At 44.8% G+C, this 17,479-nt stretch carries 14 protein-coding genes; 9 read left to right on the forward strand and 5 right to left on the reverse strand.

All coding sequences use genetic code 11. The annotated features are described in order from the left end of the window. Positions 1-459 precede the first annotated feature (459 nt). The 3 genes from PGQ38_RS11125 to PGQ38_RS11135 form a co-directional block, all read right to left on the reverse strand. On the reverse strand, positions 460-1,449 hold the full coding sequence (locus tag PGQ38_RS11125; protein WP_118578845.1) for a 2-hydroxyacid dehydrogenase: 990 nt from the start codon (positions 1,447-1,449) through the stop codon (positions 460-462). Between the two features lie 445 nt (positions 1,450-1,894). After that, positions 1,895-3,169, reverse strand: a complete 1,275-nt coding sequence (aroA, locus tag PGQ38_RS11130; protein ID WP_270431749.1) for a 3-phosphoshikimate 1-carboxyvinyltransferase — start codon at positions 3,167-3,169, stop codon at positions 1,895-1,897. 174 nt (positions 3,170-3,343) lie between these two features. After that, entirely contained in the window at positions 3,344-4,453 is a 1,110-nt protein-coding gene (locus tag PGQ38_RS11135) for a prephenate dehydrogenase (protein ID WP_270431751.1), read from the reverse strand. 210 nt (positions 4,454-4,663) lie between these two features. Between PGQ38_RS11135 and PGQ38_RS11140 the strand changes: the two genes are divergently transcribed. Together PGQ38_RS11140 and PGQ38_RS11145 are read left to right on the forward strand one after the other, a co-directional pair. Beyond that, positions 4,664-6,754: an elongation factor G gene (locus PGQ38_RS11140; RefSeq protein ID WP_118578841.1), complete on the forward strand. Its 2,091-nt coding sequence runs from the start codon at positions 4,664-4,666 to the stop codon at positions 6,752-6,754. A gap of 85 nt (positions 6,755-6,839) precedes the next feature. Further along, entirely contained in the window at positions 6,840-7,898 is a 1,059-nt protein-coding gene (locus PGQ38_RS11145) for a hypothetical protein (protein ID WP_270431753.1), read from the forward strand. 162 nt (positions 7,899-8,060) lie between these two features. On the opposite strand, the gene PGQ38_RS11150 is transcribed toward PGQ38_RS11145, so the two are convergent. Together PGQ38_RS11150 and PGQ38_RS11155 are read right to left on the reverse strand one after the other, a co-directional pair. Then, positions 8,061-9,617, reverse strand: coding sequence for an ABC-F family ATP-binding cassette domain-containing protein (locus PGQ38_RS11150; protein WP_118578837.1), 1,557 nt, complete (start codon positions 9,615-9,617; stop codon positions 8,061-8,063). A 137-nt stretch (positions 9,618-9,754) separates the two neighbouring features. Beyond that, positions 9,755-11,503: an Rqc2 family fibronectin-binding protein gene (locus tag PGQ38_RS11155; RefSeq protein WP_118578835.1), complete on the reverse strand. Its 1,749-nt coding sequence runs from the start codon at positions 11,501-11,503 to the stop codon at positions 9,755-9,757. A gap of 252 nt (positions 11,504-11,755) precedes the next feature. Between PGQ38_RS11155 and PGQ38_RS11160 the strand changes: the two genes are divergently transcribed. From PGQ38_RS11160 to PGQ38_RS11190, 7 genes are all read left to right on the forward strand, one after another. Beyond that, on the forward strand, positions 11,756-12,634 hold the full coding sequence (locus tag PGQ38_RS11160) for a YicC/YloC family endoribonuclease (RefSeq protein ID WP_118578833.1): 879 nt from the start codon (positions 11,756-11,758) through the stop codon (positions 12,632-12,634). Between the two features lie 211 nt (positions 12,635-12,845). Continuing rightward, entirely contained in the window at positions 12,846-13,112 is a 267-nt protein-coding gene (locus tag PGQ38_RS11165; RefSeq protein WP_118578014.1) for an extracellular matrix/biofilm biosynthesis regulator RemA family protein, read from the forward strand. Further along, positions 13,105-13,731 carry a guanylate kinase gene (gene gmk / locus PGQ38_RS11170; RefSeq protein WP_173772474.1) on the forward strand — a complete coding sequence of 209 codons (627 nt, stop codon included), beginning with the start codon at positions 13,105-13,107 and terminating at the stop codon, positions 13,729-13,731. The genes PGQ38_RS11165 and gmk overlap by 8 nt, the downstream gene beginning before the upstream one ends. Positions 13,732-13,866: 135 nt before the next feature. Further along, positions 13,867-14,211 carry a DNA-directed RNA polymerase subunit omega gene (gene rpoZ, locus PGQ38_RS11175; RefSeq protein WP_118578015.1) on the forward strand — a complete coding sequence of 115 codons (345 nt, stop codon included), beginning with the start codon at positions 13,867-13,869 and terminating at the stop codon, positions 14,209-14,211. A gap of 1 nt (position 14,212) precedes the next feature. Then, on the forward strand, positions 14,213-15,550 hold the full coding sequence (gene rimO / locus PGQ38_RS11180; protein ID WP_118578016.1) for a 30S ribosomal protein S12 methylthiotransferase RimO: 1,338 nt from the start codon (positions 14,213-14,215) through the stop codon (positions 15,548-15,550). Beyond that, positions 15,534-16,073: a CDP-diacylglycerol--glycerol-3-phosphate 3-phosphatidyltransferase gene (pgsA, locus tag PGQ38_RS11185; RefSeq protein WP_118578017.1), complete on the forward strand. Its 540-nt coding sequence runs from the start codon at positions 15,534-15,536 to the stop codon at positions 16,071-16,073. Before rimO ends, pgsA begins: the two co-directional genes overlap by 17 nt. 127 nt (positions 16,074-16,200) lie before the next feature. Beyond that, complete coding sequence (locus PGQ38_RS11190) at positions 16,201-17,463, forward strand: competence/damage-inducible protein A (protein WP_118578018.1); 1,263 nt, start codon at positions 16,201-16,203, stop codon at positions 17,461-17,463. Positions 17,464-17,479 lie beyond the last annotated feature (16 nt).

The raw sequence follows: 17,479 nt of genomic DNA on the forward strand, positions 1-17,479 counted from the left end.
AACAAAGAACTTGACATATTATTATATGTGTCTTCGATACCTCATTTAGATGGTTGGTAATTCGCAGCTTTATTGTTTTTATCTAATCCATCATTGCCAAGAAAGTATCGGAAAACCAATCACTCCCCCTCTTCCTCGTTAAAAGTTCCTAAATAGAATCAGTCCCAGCCGACACACAGCATTTGGGCAATGTGTATTACTCCAGCGAGCCATTTCAGGCGCGTTCTTAGCGCAGATGAAATCCAGCGCTTACGGAGACTTATGCGTGAGGGCTCTCCCGAACGCATTAGTCGCAGTTAGCGATTAGTTCATCGGAGCGTTGCGCCGGCGAGTGAGTAATACACATTGTCCAAATGCGTCCCTCCTGAAAACTTTTCACCCTCCCAACACACTAAATAGCAAAACGGTGTTTCAATACCTATGCATTGAAACACCGTATTTTCTATAGTGATTTATGAATTATGAGAGAACCTCGTTCTTCAGCTCATCTCCATTGATATAAGCCTGCGCATTCTCCATAGTTGTCTCTGCAATATTGGTGAGCGCTTCTTCTGTAAAGAATCCCTGATGGGAGGTCATGGTTACGTTCGGGAAGGAGAGAAGCCTCTGGATCAAGGAAGTCTGCATGATGCTCTCAGACAGATCTTCGAATACGTAATCAGATTCCTCCTCATAAACATCCAGACCAACTGCGAAGAACTTGTGGTCACGGATACCGGAAATCAGATCCTCCGTCTTGATAAGACCGCCACGGGAAGTGTTTACAAGGATAACTCCGTCCTTCATCTGGGCAATTGTCTTTTCGTTGATAATATGTTTGGTTTCGTCAGTAAGCGGGCAGTGCAGGCTGATCAGATCACTGGTAGCCAGCAACTCATCAAGAGAAACGTATTCCAGGAAGTCAAGATTCTTGTTTGGGAAAAGATCATATGCAATGACCCGCATTCCAAATCCCTTGCAGATTCTTGCCATAGCCTGACCAATCTTACCAGTACCGATAATACCGGCTGTTTTCTTGTAAAGGTTCACGCCCATAAGACCGCTTAAAGTAAAGTTGTTCTCACGGCATTTGATGTAAGCCTTGTGAGTGTGACGGTTAGCTGTAAGCGCCAGCGCCATTGCGTGCTCTGCAACAGCCTCGGGAGAGTAACCTGGTACACGCAGAACTTTCATGCCATATTTGTGGGCTGTCTTAAGATCCACGTTATTGTAACCAGCGCAGCGCATAAGGATCAGTTTTACACCCTGCTGATGTAATTCTTCAATAACAGGAGCGCCAAGGTCTGCATTTACAAAAGCACAGATGGCTTCATAACCTTTTGCAAGAGAAGCGGTCTCCTCATGGATATTTGCTTCAATAAATTTAATCTTAATATCTGGAAATTCAGGTAAAAGTTTTTCAAAAAACTGCTCGTCATAATTTTTGGTTCCGTAAAATAAAATTTTCATTATTTCTGGCTCCTTTCTTGTGGCAGCCGCTCTTTTGTCTGGGCTGTTCACCTTCGCTTTGTTTGTTTTAGTGTTCCTCAACTTACAGTGGGATTATACGTTATTTTTTTGAAGAAAAAAAGAGGAAAACGGAAAGTTTTTTAACTTCGTCAAAATCGTTAAAAGAATATCAATATAGAAATGAGATTAAAACGAATTTTAAAATTGCATAGAAATTAATACATGGTAAAATGTGCAATATGTATATTTTAGAAGAAAATACAAGCATATAATCTGGCAAAATATGACAGTTGCACTAAACTAACATTGACTATTATTTAACATAAAATAATAAGAATGCACATCTAAAAAGGCAAAAAAACAGGAACCTAAATGGAAAAATGGTTATTGCTCACTCCGTTCACAGTAACGAAAAATGTTCTCATTTAAGTTCCTGCGGTTCAGATTATTCTCCTAACCGATACAGATCCTCATAAAATTCCGGATAAGAAATCTTCACACAATCTCCACCCTTAATAGAGAGCGGTCCATCACAGAGCAGTCCTGCAACAGCGAAAGACATAGCCACTCTGTGGTCCAGATAAGAATCAATCTCTGCGCCGTGAAGCGGCTTGCCTCCATGTATGATCATTCCGTCCTCTGTAGGTGTAATGTCCGCACCCATGCGGGAAAGGTTCTCTGCCATAACCAGAATTCGGTCTGATTCTTTTACTTTAAGTTCTTTTGCATCCTTGATCACAGTAGTTCCCTCGGCGAAAGCAGCCATAACTGCAATCATCGGAATCTCGTCAATAAGAGTCGGAATGATTTCCCCGCCCACTGTTGTACCGTGAAGAGAACTGGTGCGAACAAGAAGATCAGCGGTAGGCTCTCCTTCCATATTTACATTTAAGAGCGTAATGTCAGCTCCCATATCCTTGCACACACGGAGCAGTCCGTCTCTTGTGGGATTGATTCCCACATTCTTCAGAAGAATCTCACTGCCTGGCACCAGAAGTCCGGCTGCGATGAAATAAGCAGCAGAAGAAATATCTCCAGGTACTGTAATTTCTCTGGCAAAAAGAGATGGTTCCGGAGCAATGGAAGCGGTAGTTCCCTCAGAAGTTACCCGAGCTCCAAAATAGTTTAACATGATTTCTGTATGGTTCCTGGAAAGAACCGGTTCGGTGACGCTGGTAATTCCGTCAGAATACATTCCTGCCAGAAGTACACAGGATTTTACCTGAGCAGAAGCAACTGGGGAATCATAGTGAATGGCCTTCAGAGGATGACCTATGATCCGAAGAGGAACACAGTTATTTCCCTTTATGCTTGCAATATCAGCGCCCATGGAAAGGAGAGGCGTCATGATCCGTTTCATGGGACGGCTCTGGATAGAGTCATCGCCGGTAAGCTCCGATACAAAATTCTGTCCTGCAAGAATACCGGAAATCAGGCGGGTAGTTGTGCCACTGTTTCCAACATCCAGAATATCAACAGGGGCAGATAATCCGTGGAGTCCTTTTCCATGAACCAGGATTTCTCCGTTGTTATTCTCAATATCAATACCCATTTTGCGGAAACAGGAGATGGTGGAAAGGCAGTCAGCTCCTTCCAGAAAATGGGTGATCTTTGTGGTTCCTTTGGCAAGGGAACCGAACATGACGGCACGGTGGGAGATGGATTTGTCGCCTGGAACTGTAAGTTCTCCGTGGAGATTTGTAAGTTTTTTTATTTCCATAATAATCGTTCCTTAAATATAAAGTTTCATACAGCAAAAACAGGTATCGACTATATTGCTTATAAAGAATTAGACGAGTCAATATGGCGTTTACTTCATATTTGCTGTATTGATACAGAGTTTGTCTGAAAAAATAATTGTAATGTATCCAATAAACAACTGTCGGTGCGCAGGTTATCGCTCATAAACAATATAATTGCGCTTTTTCAAAAGTGCAATGGCCCGTTCCATAGCGTCTTCTTCATAAAATTCGATTTTCAGAACGCCCTGCTCGAATTCGCGGTTGTGGATGATGCCGATGTTTTTAATGCTGATCTTGTCCATGGCAAGGATGGTGGCAATGGTAGCGATTCCGCCGGCCTCATCTGCAATATCCAGATAAAGCACATAAGCCTTGCGGATAGGACCATTATCCACAACATCAATGGAATCACGGTAATCCCTGGAGCTTGCAAACATCTGATAAATAGCATCTGCCTCCTTCCCATCTGTAGCACAGTTGTCTACAGAACAGCGGATCTGGATCAGCATGCGGATGTAGTCGTCCAGAACATTGGAAATGTTCTCATGGTTTTCCATGCAGATCTGCTGCCACATAACGGGAGAGGAGGAGGCAATCCTTGTAATATCGCGGAAACCGCCTGCAGCGATGGTCTTCATATATTCGGCATCGTTGTCTAGGGTTTTTACCAGATTTACAAGGGCGGAAGCAATAATATGGGGCAGATGGCTTACACCTGCTGTAATAAAATCATGTTCTTCAGCTGTAAGCACCATAGGGATAGCACCAAGAGAACTGATCAGCTCTGTAAAATCTGAAATATATTCCAGTCCCACTTCCCCGCCCGGAGTAAGAATATAGTATGCATTTTCCAGAATGCGCTCGTTGGAATGGTCAAAACCGGTTTTCTCAGAACCGGCCATAGGGTGACCGCCGATAAAGCAGTCTGTCATTCCAAGCTCATCCACTTTCTGATGGATGATTCCCTTTACACTTCCCACATCTGTGATAATGCAGCCTGGCTGGCGGATCTCTTTCAGATATGTAAGGCACTCCAGGTTGATCTCTACCGGAGCACATAAAAATACATAATCACAGGATCCAAAGCGTGGATCCTTCATTTCCTTACAGACACCATCTATAATGCCGGTGCTGATGGCGGAGGCAAGTGCTTCCTTACTGCGGTTATAGGCCAGAATGTGGTAATCCGGATGGTACTTCCGGATGGCCTTGGCGATAGAGCCGCCAATCAGACCGAGACCGATAAAACCGATTGTTTTCATAATATAATGTCGTTTCCTTTCCTTCGTTAAAGTGAAAAATTATCTTATGATATTGTACGAGATTCCTCGCAAATTGTCAATTCCTACAGAAATGACAAAATAATCTAAACTTTTTTGAAAAAAGACCGTCAAAATCCCAGAAAATACTTGAAATTCTTCTGAATATTTAGTAAAATATGAACATATTAGACAAACAGGGAGGTATTACATATGGACGTTTTTAGAACTGACCGAATCAGAAATGTAGTGCTGTTAGGACACGGCGGTGCTGGAAAGACAACTCTGGCAGAAGCAATGGCATATCTTGCCGGCTTGACCAACCGTTTAGGCCGTGTAGAAGATGGCAATACAGTCAGTGATTATGATAAAGAAGAAATCAAACGACATTTCTCTATCACTACATCTCTGATTCCGGTCCCGTGGCAGAAGAACAAGGTAAACATTCTGGACACTCCCGGATATTTTGACTTCGTAGGAGAAGTTGAGGAAGCTGTCAGCGCTGCAGACGCAGCAATCATCGTAGTATCAGGTAAGGCAGGGGTACAGGTTGGTACCCAGAAGGCATGGAATCTCTGCGAGAAGTATAAACTTCCGCGAATGATTTTCGTTACCGATATGGACGTGGACGATGTAAGTTACCGTAAGGTAGTAGATCAGCTTACCGAGCTTTATGGCAAGAAGATTGCCCCGCTGCATTTCCCGATCCGTGAGGATGGCAAGTTCGTGGGATATGTTAACGTTGTGAAGCAGGCCGGAAGAAAATATATCGACAAGGGACAGAAGGAAGAGTGCGAGATTCCTTCTTATCTGGATGAGTATCTTGAGAAGTATCATGATATCCTGATGGAATCTGTAGCAGAGACCAGCGAGGAATTCATGGATCGTTATTTTGAGGGAGACGAGTTCTCCGTTACAGAAGTTTCCGCAGCACTTGCCGCCAATGTACAGGATGCAAGCATTGTTCCGGTATGCATGGGATCCCCGATCAATCTTCGCGGCGTATCCAACCTTCTGGACGACATCTGCGGATATTTCCCAAGCCCGGACAAACGTTCTTGCAACGGTATTTCCCAGAAGACCAACGAGATTTTTGAAGCAAATTACGATTTCGCCAAAGCAAAATCAGCATATGTATGGAAATCCATCGTGGATCCATTCCTTGGCAAGTATTCCCTGATCAAGGTTTGCTCCGGTGTTATCAAATCTGATGATACCCTTCTCAATGTTGAGAAAGGCACAGAAGAGCGTCTTAACAAATTATATGTTCTTCAGGGTTCCAAGCCTATCGAAGTTCCAGAGCTCCATGCAGGTGATATCGGTGCAATTGCCAAATTAGTCAGTGTTCAGACTGGTGACAGCCTTGCCACCAAGGCGAATCCGGTTCTTTATCCGAAAGCAATTCTTTCCACACCTTATACCTATAAGAGATTTAAGGCTGTGAACAAGGGCGATGAGGATAAGATTTCCCAGGCTCTTGCCAAGATCATGAGCGAAGACAGGACTGTTCGTGTTGAGAACGATGGTGCTAACCGTCAGAGTCTGATCTATGGTATGGGCGATCAGCATCTTGATGTTATTGTCAGCATGCTGAAAGAGCGTTATAAAGTTGATGTAGAGCTTTCCAAACCGAAGGTTCCATTCCGTGAGACCATCCGCAAGAATTCTGACGTAGAAGGCAAACATAAGAAACAGTCCGGCGGACATGGACAGTATGGACATGTTAAGATGCGTTTTGAGCCGTCTGGCGATATGGAGACTCCATACGTATTTGAGCAGGTTGTTGTTGGTGGTGCAGTTCCGAAGAACTACTTCCCGGCAGTCGAGAAGGGCCTTCAGGAATGTGTTCAGAAAGGACCTCTTGCAGCATATCCGGTAGTTGGTGTAAAGGCTACTCTTTATGATGGATCTTATCATCCGGTAGATTCCTCAGAGATGGCGTTTAAGATGGCTACCATCCTTGCATTCAAGAAAGGCTTCATGGATGCTTCTCCGGTACTGTTAGAGCCAATCGTTTCCATGAAGGTTACAGTTCCGGATAAATATACAGGTGACGTTATGGGCGATCTGAATAAGCGCCGCGGCCGTGTTCTTGGAATGAATCCGGATCATAACGGAAATACCATTATTGAAGCTGACGTTCCTCTTCTTGAGATTTATGGATATTCCACAGATCTTCGTTCCATGACTGGTGGAAGTGGTGACTTCTCCTACGAGTTTGCCCGCTATGAGCAGGCTCCTGGTGATATCCAGCAGAAAGAGATCGAAGCAAGGGCAAGTAAGGTTGACGCTGCTGATGAATAAGTAGTATAATGAGACGGAGAATTTCTTGAAGAAGTTCTCCGTCTTTTATGATGGAAGTTCATATGAGGAAAGAAGGAGGAATATTATGAACAGAAAAGGAATCAAAAAGATTATGCTGTTTTTACTTGCTTTTATGCTTGTATTTCCGGTTTATTCATTTGGAAAAGCAGAGGCGGTTCAGGCAGCAGCATTAAAAGCACCGAAGCTTTCCAAGGTGGTACGTGTAAACAAAAGTGTTAAAATTACCTGGAAAAAGAGTAAAGGCGCTTCCGGCTACTATGTTATGCGTAAGACAGAAAATAGTTCCTGGAAAAAAATCAAAACTGTGAAAGGCGGTTCCAAAACATCTTACACAGATAAAAAAGTGAAGAGTGGAACTACATACTACTACACAGTAAAAGCCTACAAAGGAAAGAAAGTAAGTTCCTATAACAAAAAAGGACTGAAAATTGTTTATGAGGTGCCAACCACAACGAAACCGGATACTGCCGGCGGAAATACCACGGCAACAGGTTCCACTGTTGCAAATACAGCTTCCGAATATACCATTGAAACGGATATGGTACTTTCTGGTTCCGGTTCCGGTTACCATGCGAAGCTGGTTGCCTGCACGGCGACCTCTGCAGTAAGCTTTGGTATCCAGTATGACAAGCATGCAAGAGCTCCCTATACAGGTAAGGCATGGTTCATGATCGAGAATGTAGCCCACAATGGTGCAGGCGGTCAGAATTATATCTGGGTTCAGAAAGCGGCCAGAGATAAGACTTACCATGTAATGCTGACTGTGAAAAAAGACGGAACCTGCAGCTGCTACATCAACGGCAAACTTGCCAAAACAGTTAAAAACAGCAGTCTTGCAAACACAACTGTCTATCTTCGCGTAGAGGGTTCTGCAAGATTAAACGGAGATTCTGTAAATGCCACATTCAGCAATATTGAATTGAAGGCTGACGGCAAATATTATGCAGATAAGATCTGGGGTACACATGATTTCACAACCAATAAGGGAATCAAGGCAGATGCTTCCGGATATGCAGCTTCCAAGAGAGTGACGATCAAAGGAAAAGTAAAAGGACTGGCAAGTGGTCAGGACTGGGATAGTGCATACGAGCAGGTATCCGGAATTATTCAGTTTGTGAACTGATAGAATGAGATATAGTAGAATGACAAATTATTCTAAACGGACATGCTGCTGCAAATGACATCACTATATATGAAATAAAAACAGCATTCAGACAGAATTATGAAGAAGTATATTCTGTCTGGATGCTGTTTTATTTATAAAATAATAATCTTAATATAGCATTTACAGGATCTTAGTTGTCCATTTACTGCAGTCCCACACCTGTGAAACCACATCCTGATAAAATTCCGGCTCATGGCAGATGAGAAGCACACTTCCACGGTATTCCTTTAGTGCCTCCTTCAGAGCTTCTTTTGCATCCACATCCAGGTGGTTGGTAGGCTCGTCAAGAAGAAGGACATTTGTCTCTTTGTTTACCAGCTTGCAAAGGCGGACCTTGGCCTGCTCACCGCCGGAAAGCACACGGACCTGACTCTCAATATGTTTGGTGGTGAGACCGCATTTTGCAAGTGCGGAGCGGACTTCATACTGGGTATAAGATGGGAATTCTGCCCAGATCTCATCAATACAGGTAGTTTTGTTGTCACCTTTTACCTCCTGCTCAAAATATCCGATCTGCAGATTGTCCCCTAATTCCCTGGTTCCCTTCAATGATGGGATCAGACCAAGAATACTTTTCAGAAGAGTTGTTTTTCCAATTCCGTTGGCACCTACAAGCGCGATTTTCTGGCCTCTTTCCATGGAAAGGGTGAGAGGGCGGGAAAGGGGCTCGTTATATCCGATCACAAGATCCTTTGTCTCGAAGATGTATTTGCCAGGGGTGCGTCCCTGTTTGAAATGAAACTCCGGCTTTGGTTTCTCGGCAGCCAGTTCGATCACGTCCATTTTGTCCAGCTTTTTCTGGCGGGACATTGCCATATTTCTGGTGGAAACCCGGGCCTTGTTTCTGGCAACGAAATCCTTCAGTTCGCTGATTTCCTGCTGCTGGCGGCGATAAGCCGCCTCTAACTGAGCTTTTTTCACTTCATAGACTTCCAGAAAGTGGTCATAATCGCCTACATAACGGTTCAGCTCCTGATTTTCCATATGATAAACGATATTGATTACATCATTGAGAAACGGAATATCATGGGAAATAAGGATAAAAGCATTCTCATATTCCTGAAGATAGCGTTTCAGCCATGCAATGTGCTCTTCATCCAGATAGTTGGTGGGCTCATCCAGAAGAAGAATATCTGGTTTCTCCAGAAGCAGCTTGGCAAGGAGCACCTTGGTACGCTGTCCGCCGCTGAGATCTGTGACATCACGGTCAAGCCCAAGATCCAGAAGACCAAGTGCCCGGGCAACCTCTTCTACCTTGGAATCAATTACGTAGAAGTCGTGCATGGTCAGGGTATCCTGGATAGTTCCCAGTTCCTCCATAAGAACTTCCATTTCTTCCGGGGAGGCTTCACCAAGGGAATCACAGATGGTATTCATTCGTTCTTCCAGTTCAAAAAGCCAGGAAAAAGCAGATTTCAGCACGTCGCGGATGGTCATGCCAGGAGCGAGGACAGAATGCTGGTCCAGATAACCTACGCGGACATTTTTTGCCCACTGGATCCTGCCCTCATCCGGCATCAGTTTGTCAGTTACAATATTGAAGAAGGTGGATTTTCCCTCTCCGTTGGCGCCTACCAGGCCAATATGTTCTCCTTTTAAAAGACGGAAGGAAACATCATGGAAAATGGCTCTGTCACCAAATCCGTGGGTAAGGTGTTCAACATTTAAAATACTCATAGATAACTCCTGTTCTTAAATCAGAGCGTGCTTGAAACAGGCTCCGGTGTATATAGATAGCAGCTTGCGGTTTGCAGAGCAGCCGTTTTGCAAATTCAGAGCTGTATGCAAGATGCAAAGAGGGAAAAATGTTACAATCAGGATAGCTGCCGGATTCCTGCAATATCTGGTGAAGCCATCAGAGAATAGTTTGTATAATAAACTACAAATCCCGGTTTGGCTCCAGCCGGCTTTTTCACATTCTTTTTCTGGAGATAATCAATCTCTACCTTTGGTGCAGTGCGTCCCTTGGAATAAAAGGCTGCAAGATTTCCTGCTTCTTCAAAGGTGCGGTCCGGAAGTGTGCCGTCTTTTGTCTTTACCACAACATGGGAGCCTGGCATCTTTTTGGCATGGAACCACCAGTCATTTCCTGTGGCAAATTTAAAGGTCAGCTCATCATTCTGGTAGTTGTTTTTTCCTACATAAATATCGTATCCATCGCTGGAAACATAGTGGAAGGGTTTGGATTTCACCTGCATTTTGGCACCTTTTTTGTTTCCGTAGTGGCGCTTCACATAGCCGTATTCCATCAGCTCTTCCTTGATCTGGGAAAGGTCGCTCTCCTCAGCGGCAATGTCCAGGGCATTGGAGATGGATTCCAGATGTTCGATCTCGCTGGTGGTATCTGCAATCTGAACCTCCAGAGCTTCCTGGGTACGCTTCAGCTTACCGTAACGATCGAAATACTTCTTGGAATTCTCCTGGGGGGTCAGGGTAGGATCAAGAGGAATGGTGATTTCTTCTCCATTATAATAGTTCACAGCCTTAAAGGATTTACAGCCTTCTTCCAGACCGTAGCCGTAGGTGTTGATCAATTCGCCGTAAACCTTGTATTTGTCTTTTTTCTCAGTGTCTTTCATCTGCTTCTGCTGAAGGCTTAATTTTTTTCGGTTGCGGTCAAGGGCAGTCTGGACGATCTTTCGGAGATCCGCAGATTTCTGACGGATACGGGTGATCACGTCGCGGGAGGCATAATAGGTTTCCAGCATCTCTGACACAGATTCAAAGGTCCGGGTGGTGAAGCCTTCTCCATATTGGGAAAAAGGAAGAACACCGTATTCAACCGGCTCGTCCCCTTTGAAAACAATAACCGGGGTAAATTCTTCCCTCCGGATCTGTTCCATTAAACGGGTGAATTCTGTATAAAGCTGCTCTCTGGTATTCTCATCTAATGTCTGGACATCGTCATTTCCATCAATGGAAGCGCGATAGCAAAGTTCCTGAGCCATTACCGGGCTGAAACCGGTAAGCGTCTGATAGAGAGCTTTGGAGACAGCATTGGATCTGCCACATACTTTTTCCATGAAATCCTCTCTGGAAATGGTAAGAGGATCCAGCTTGTCCTGAGTGTGGGGGATGAAATAAGGACGTCCTGGCAGAACTTCACGTACAGAACTTACGTTGCAGGATACGTGCTTGATACTATCCAGGATCATATTATTATCATCACAGAAGATAATGTTGCTGTGCTTTCCCATCAGTTCCATAATGAGAACCTTATGGCATACATCACCAAGTTCGTTCAGGTGCTCCAGCTCAAATTCTACAACACGCTCCAGACCAGGCTGGCGTATCGCAGTGATCCTGGCGCTTCCGATGTGCTTGCGGAGAAGCATGCAAAAATTAGGAGCAGTCAAAGGGCTGATCCGGTTTTTGCCTGTAAAATAGATCAGAGGCAGGGAGGCGCTGGCGGAGAGAAGCAGACGCTTCTGACCATTTGCACCTTTTCCGGTGATCAGCAGTTCGTCACTTTCCGGCTGGGCAATTTTGTTAATGCGTCCCCCGGAGAGATTTTTATTTAATTCAGAAACCATTGCAGCAATGGTAATTCCGTCAAAAGCCATAAAAAACTCCTTTCTGTTGACAGGTTACCGGTCGCTCCGTGACCAGTAACCGTGACATGCAGACTTTATTATAACAGCAAAAAAAGGATTTGACTAGGGTTTTAGAATGAACTATAATAAATCTGTATGCGTAGGCAACTGTGAACGGTAACCTGCGTAGAGTTATTGCCTGAATATCAGAGACGATTCTGTTATGCGGAATGGTACTCTTTTCAGACAGTATTCGGAATAAAAATAAAGAAAGAGATTACTATGATAAAAAGTATGACCGGCTTTGGAAGGGCCGAGGTGATTACAAAAGAGCGGAAAATCACCGTTGAGTTAAAATCCGTCAATCACAGATATCTGGATCTGAGTATCAAAATGCCAAGGAAGCTGGTTTTCCTTGAGGGCGCGATCCGGAATCTTATGAAGACCTATATGCAGCGTGGTAAAGTGGATGTGTTTATCACATATGAGGACTACACCTTAAGCTGTGGCGCACTGAAGTATAATAAGGAGCTTGCAGGAGAATATCTTGCATATATCCGTCAGATGGCAGAGGAATTTGGCCTTGAGAACGATGTGAAGGCAGGAACTCTTTCCCATTATCCGGACGTGCTGACTATGGAGGAGCAGTCTGTAGATGAGGACGCATTGTGGGCAGTTCTGGAAGCACCGCTTCGTGAGGCCTGCGAGAAATTTGCCCAGTCCCGTGCAAGAGAGGGAGAGAATCTGAAGAACGACCTGATCGCCAAGCTGGATGCTCTTGATGAGAAGGTAAGTCAGGTAGAAGCCCGCGCTCCGGAGGTTGTGGATTCTTACAGAGAGAAGCTGGAAGCCAAGGTTCATGAGCTTCTGGAGGATTCTCAGATCGAAGATTCCCGTATTGCAGCAGAAGTTGTCCTGTTCTCCGACAAGATCTGCAACGATGAGGAAACCGTCCGTCTCCACAGCCATATCCAGGGAATGAAGAAGATGCTGGAGGAGAAGGAAGGCATCGGACGCAAGCTCGATTTTATGGCACAGGAGATGAACCGTGAGGCAAATACCATTTTGTCGAAATCAAGTGATCTGATTATCTCCAATATAGCAATTGATCTGAAGACAGAGATTGAGAAGATCAGAGAACAGGTTCAGAATGTGGAGTAACCTAGTACATCGTTTTCGAAATAACTATACCACTCACTTGTCTGTGAATCCGATTGCACAGGTATAAAAGCCTCGGCGTAGCCCGCTACGCCTGCGTTTTTATACCTGCACACTCGAATCCACATCCTACGTGATTGGTATAGTTATTTACGAAGCGATGTACTAGAGAATCAAAGACGTAAGCTTTCCTTATTGACAGAAGGGTGAAAACATGGCAAAATTAATCAATATCGGATTCGGCAATGTGGTGAATTCCCAGAAAATCGTAGCTGTGGTAAACCCGGATGCCGCTCCGGTGAAACGAATGGTTCAGAGTGTGAAGGGTTCCAATTCCCTTGTGGATGCCACTCAGGGAAGAAAGACCAAGTCTGTGATCGTTACCTCAGACCACATTCTGATATTATCTGCAATCCAGCCGGACACGATCGCTCGCAGATTTGCAGAAGTTATAGAAAATAAGGGAGAGGGCCATGAGTAGAGGAGTTTTGGCAGTTGTTTCCGGATTTTCCGGAGCAGGAAAAGGCACCATTATGAAAAGCCTGATGGCGAAGTACGACAATTACGCATTGTCTGTATCTGCCACCACCAGAAACCCCAGACCAGGGGAAGAAGACGGAAGAGAATACTTTTTCCGCACAAAAGAAGAATTTGAGGAAATGATCCGTCAGGATCAGCTGATCGAATATGCCCGGTACGTGGAGAATTACTACGGCACACCTAAGGCTTATGTGGAGGAGCAGTTGTCAGCAGGCCGGGATGTGATCCTGGAAATCGAGATTCAGGGAGCCCGCAAGATCAAGAAGAAATTCCCGGAAGCTGTGCTGGTATTTGTAACAGCGCCCTCCATGGAGGAACTGAAAGAGCGTCTTGTTGGAAGAGGCACTGAGACTGCGGAAGTGATCCACCAGCGTCTTGCAAGAGCTGCACAGGAGGCAGAAGGAGTTGACGAGTACGACTATCTGCTGGTGAATGACCAGCTGGAGGATGCTGTAGACAGGCTTCATAATATTATTCAGAGCGAACATTTCGCCATGAGGCGAAACCTTGGTTTTATCCATGAGATCCAGGCACAGGCAGCAAAGTTTGTGGAAGAATAATCCAAATAAAGAGCAGATGAAACTGCCATAAAATGAAATATTGATTTGCAACTTTATTCGCGAAAATACAGTTTGAAGCTGCGAATCTTTATAAAAATTATAACAATAATCACAATTTTTGAAAGGAGTATATATATGATCCATCCATCTTATTCTGAGTTAATCGAAGCAATCAATACCAACAATGAGGACGACGATGAGAGCATGGTGCTCAACAGCCGTTATTCCCTGATTCTTGCTACAAGCAAGCGTGCGCGTCAGCTGATCGGCGGTGCAAAGCCGTTGGCAGATAATGTTAAAGGCAAGAAACCTCTTTCTATCGCAATTGACGAGTTATATCACGGAAAGGTTAAGATCCTTCCAGGTAAACATGAGGAAGAGGATTTAGCAGAGATCGCAGGACATTCTGCAGAGGAGATTGCTGCTGAAGAACCTGCAGCTGCAGTTGATCCTGCTGAGTCTGAGGAGAGTGCAGAATAATATGAAATTACTGTTCATTTCCCTTGGATGTGATAAGAATCTGGTAGATTCTGAGGAAATGCTTGGAATGCTTGCTGCAGACGGACATGAGATCGTTGATGATGAGGACGAAGCAGAGGTCATTATTGTCAATACCTGCTGTTTTATCGGTGATGCCAAAGAAGAAAGTGTAAATACCATTCTTGAAATGGCAGAGAAGAAAAAGGCAGGTACCTGCAAGGTGCTGATCGTTACCGGCTGCATGGCACAGCGTTACAAGAAAGAAATTTCAGAGGAAATACCTGAAGTGGATGCTATTCTTGGTACAACCTCTTACGGCGATATCAGCAAGGCTGTAAAGGAAGCCCAGGCAGGCAGACACTTTGAAGAGTACAAGAGCATTGATTTTCTTCCGGATATTTCCGGTAAGCGTATGTTGACCACAGGTGGACATTTTGCATATCTGAAAATTGCAGAAGGCTGTGACAAGCATTGTACCTACTGTATTATCCCAAGACTCCGGGGCGGCTACAGAAGCGTGCCTATGGAGCAGCTCGTAAAAGAAGCCCGGTCTCTTGCTGAAAAAGGGGTGAAAGAGCTGATTCTGGTTGCCCAGGAGACTACTGTATATGGTAAGGACATCTATGGAAAGAAATCTCTTCATGTCCTTTTAAAGGAGCTTTGCAAAATAAAGGGAATCCGCTGGATCCGTATTTTGTACTGTTACCCGGAAGAGATTTATGATGAGCTGATTCAGACTATGAAGGAAGAGAAGAAGATCTGTCATTATCTGGATCTTCCGATCCAGCATGCAAGTGACCGTGTGCTGAAACGCATGGGCCGCCGTACCACCAAGCAGGAGCTGGTGGATATTATTGGCAGGCTGCGCCGGGAGATCCCGGATATTTTCCTTCGTACAACCCTGATCAGCGGTTTTCCTGGAGAGACACAGGAAGACCACGAAGAATTGATGGAGTTTGTGGATGAGATCGAGTTTGACCGCCTTGGTGTTTTCCCATACTCTGCTGAGGAGGATACCCCGGCAGCCACTATGGAAGATCAAATTCCGGAGGAGGTCAAGGAAGCCAGACGCGATGAGATCATGGAACTTCAGCAGGAAATTTCTCTTGAAAAGGGTGAGAGCCGCGTTGGTCAGGTGCTGACTGTTATGATTGAGGGCAAAGTATCTGGAGAGAGTGCGTACATTGGACGTACTTACGGAGATGCGCCGAAGGTCGATGGATATATTTTTGTACAGACCGGCGAACTTCTCATGACAGGAGATTTTGCGAGAGTCCGGGTTACCGGAGCTCTGGAGTACGATTTGATAGGAGAGCTGGAAGATGAATACACCGAATAAACTGACTATTGCCAGAATGATCCTGGTACCGTTTTTTGTATTATTTATTCTGACTGGCTGGGGCGGAGATGCCAACCGCTATATCTGCCTTGCTATTTTTGTAGTGGCAAGTATTACGGACTGGTTGGATGGTCATCTTGCCCGCAAGAATAATCTGGTTACCAATTTTGGTAAATTCATGGATCCTCTTGCTGACAAGCTTCTTGTTTGTTCTGCATTGATCTGCATGATCGAGCTTGACCGCCTGCCGGCATGGTTCGTGATCATTATCATTGCAAGAGAATTTATTATCAGTGGCTTCAGACTGATCGCTGCCGAGAACGGCGTTGTCATCGCTGCAAACTACTGGGGCAAATTTAAAACTGCATCCCAGATGGTCATGATCATTCTTCTGATCCTGAACTTTGGGGGAGCTTTTGAAATACTGACACAGATTTTTGTATGGGCATCACTTGCTCTGACGGTGATCTCTCTGATCACTTATATTGTGCAGAATAAGAATGTAATTTCCATGCAGGAATAAAATAGCCGCTGCCCGCGAAACGTTTTTGCGTGCAGAGAGTGAGAATATCTGAATGTAAACCAGCCAGCATCTTTGTGAGCAGAGATGTTGGCTGATTTCAAACATGCTCTGGAAAAGAGGTATATATATGATTGCAGAACTTGTAGCTGTAGGAACTGAGATTTTGCTAGGAAATATTGTAAACACCAACAGCGCATATCTTTCTGAGAAATGTGCCCAGCTGGGACTTTCTGTTTACTATGAGTCTGTTGTGGGAGATAATCGCGACCGAATGAAAGCTGTGATTGCATCTGCCCTTGACAGATCTGACGTGGTAATTCTTTCAGGAGGTCTCGGACCAACGGAGGATGATCTGACTAAGGAAGTATGTGCTGAGGTAATGGGACTTCCTCTTTCTGAAGATCCTCATTCCCGTAAGCGTATTGAGCGTTATATGAAGGAATATAAGAAGAATCATCCGGACAGACGTGTGACCTCCAATAATTATAAGCAGGCGCAGGTTCCGGAAGGCGCTATTGTGCTTGATAACCACAACGGCACAGCACCTGGTCTGATCCTTGAGAAAAATGGCAAGACTGCCATTCTTCTTCCGGGACCGCCTAACGAGCTGATCCCTATGTTTGAGGAGTCTGTTTTCTCATATCTTCGCAAGAAACAGCCGGAGATCATCTGCTCCCAGGTTGTGAAGATCTGTGGAATCGGTGAGAGTCAGGTGGCTGCCGATATCCAGGATATGATCGAGGCTCAGACAAATCCAACTCTTGCCCCATATGCAAAGACAGGAGAAGTTCATCTTCGTATTACAGCCAAGGGTGAGGATGAGAAATCCTGCAAGAAGCTGATCAAACCTGTAGTAAAGGAACTTCAAAAGCGATTCGGCAAAAATGTATTTGCCCTGGATGCGGACAAAACGCTGGAAGAATCTGTTGTGGATCTGCTGAAGGAGAAAGAATTAACTCTGTCCCTTGCAGAATCCTGTACAGGTGGTGCCATTGCTGCCCGCATTGTAAATGTTCCAGGTGCTTCTCAGGTGTTTACCCATGGATTTGTTACTTACAGCAACCGTGCCAAGAGAGAATGCCTTGGGGTGAAGAAATCCACGTTGAAAACAGTAGGAGCTGTTTCTGCAAAATGTGCCAGACAGATGGCAAAGGGCGGCTGCACAGCTTCAGGAGCTGATATCTGTCTTTCTGTTACCGGCCTTGCAGGCCCGGATGGCGGAACCAGTGAGACTCCTGTTGGAACCGTGTTTATGGGTTGCTGCTGCAATGGACATACGATTACCCGGGAATATCATTTTACCGGAAACAGAACCAAGATCCGTCAGCAGGCTGTTGCCAGTGCGCTAGTACTGCTTCGCGAGTGCATGATGGGAGAAGTTGAGGAGTAAGTTTTCTTAATCGCAG

This window comes from Blautia faecis, from assembly GCF_027662325.1.
Lineage (GTDB): Bacteria > Bacillota > Clostridia > Lachnospirales > Lachnospiraceae > Blautia_A > Blautia_A faecis.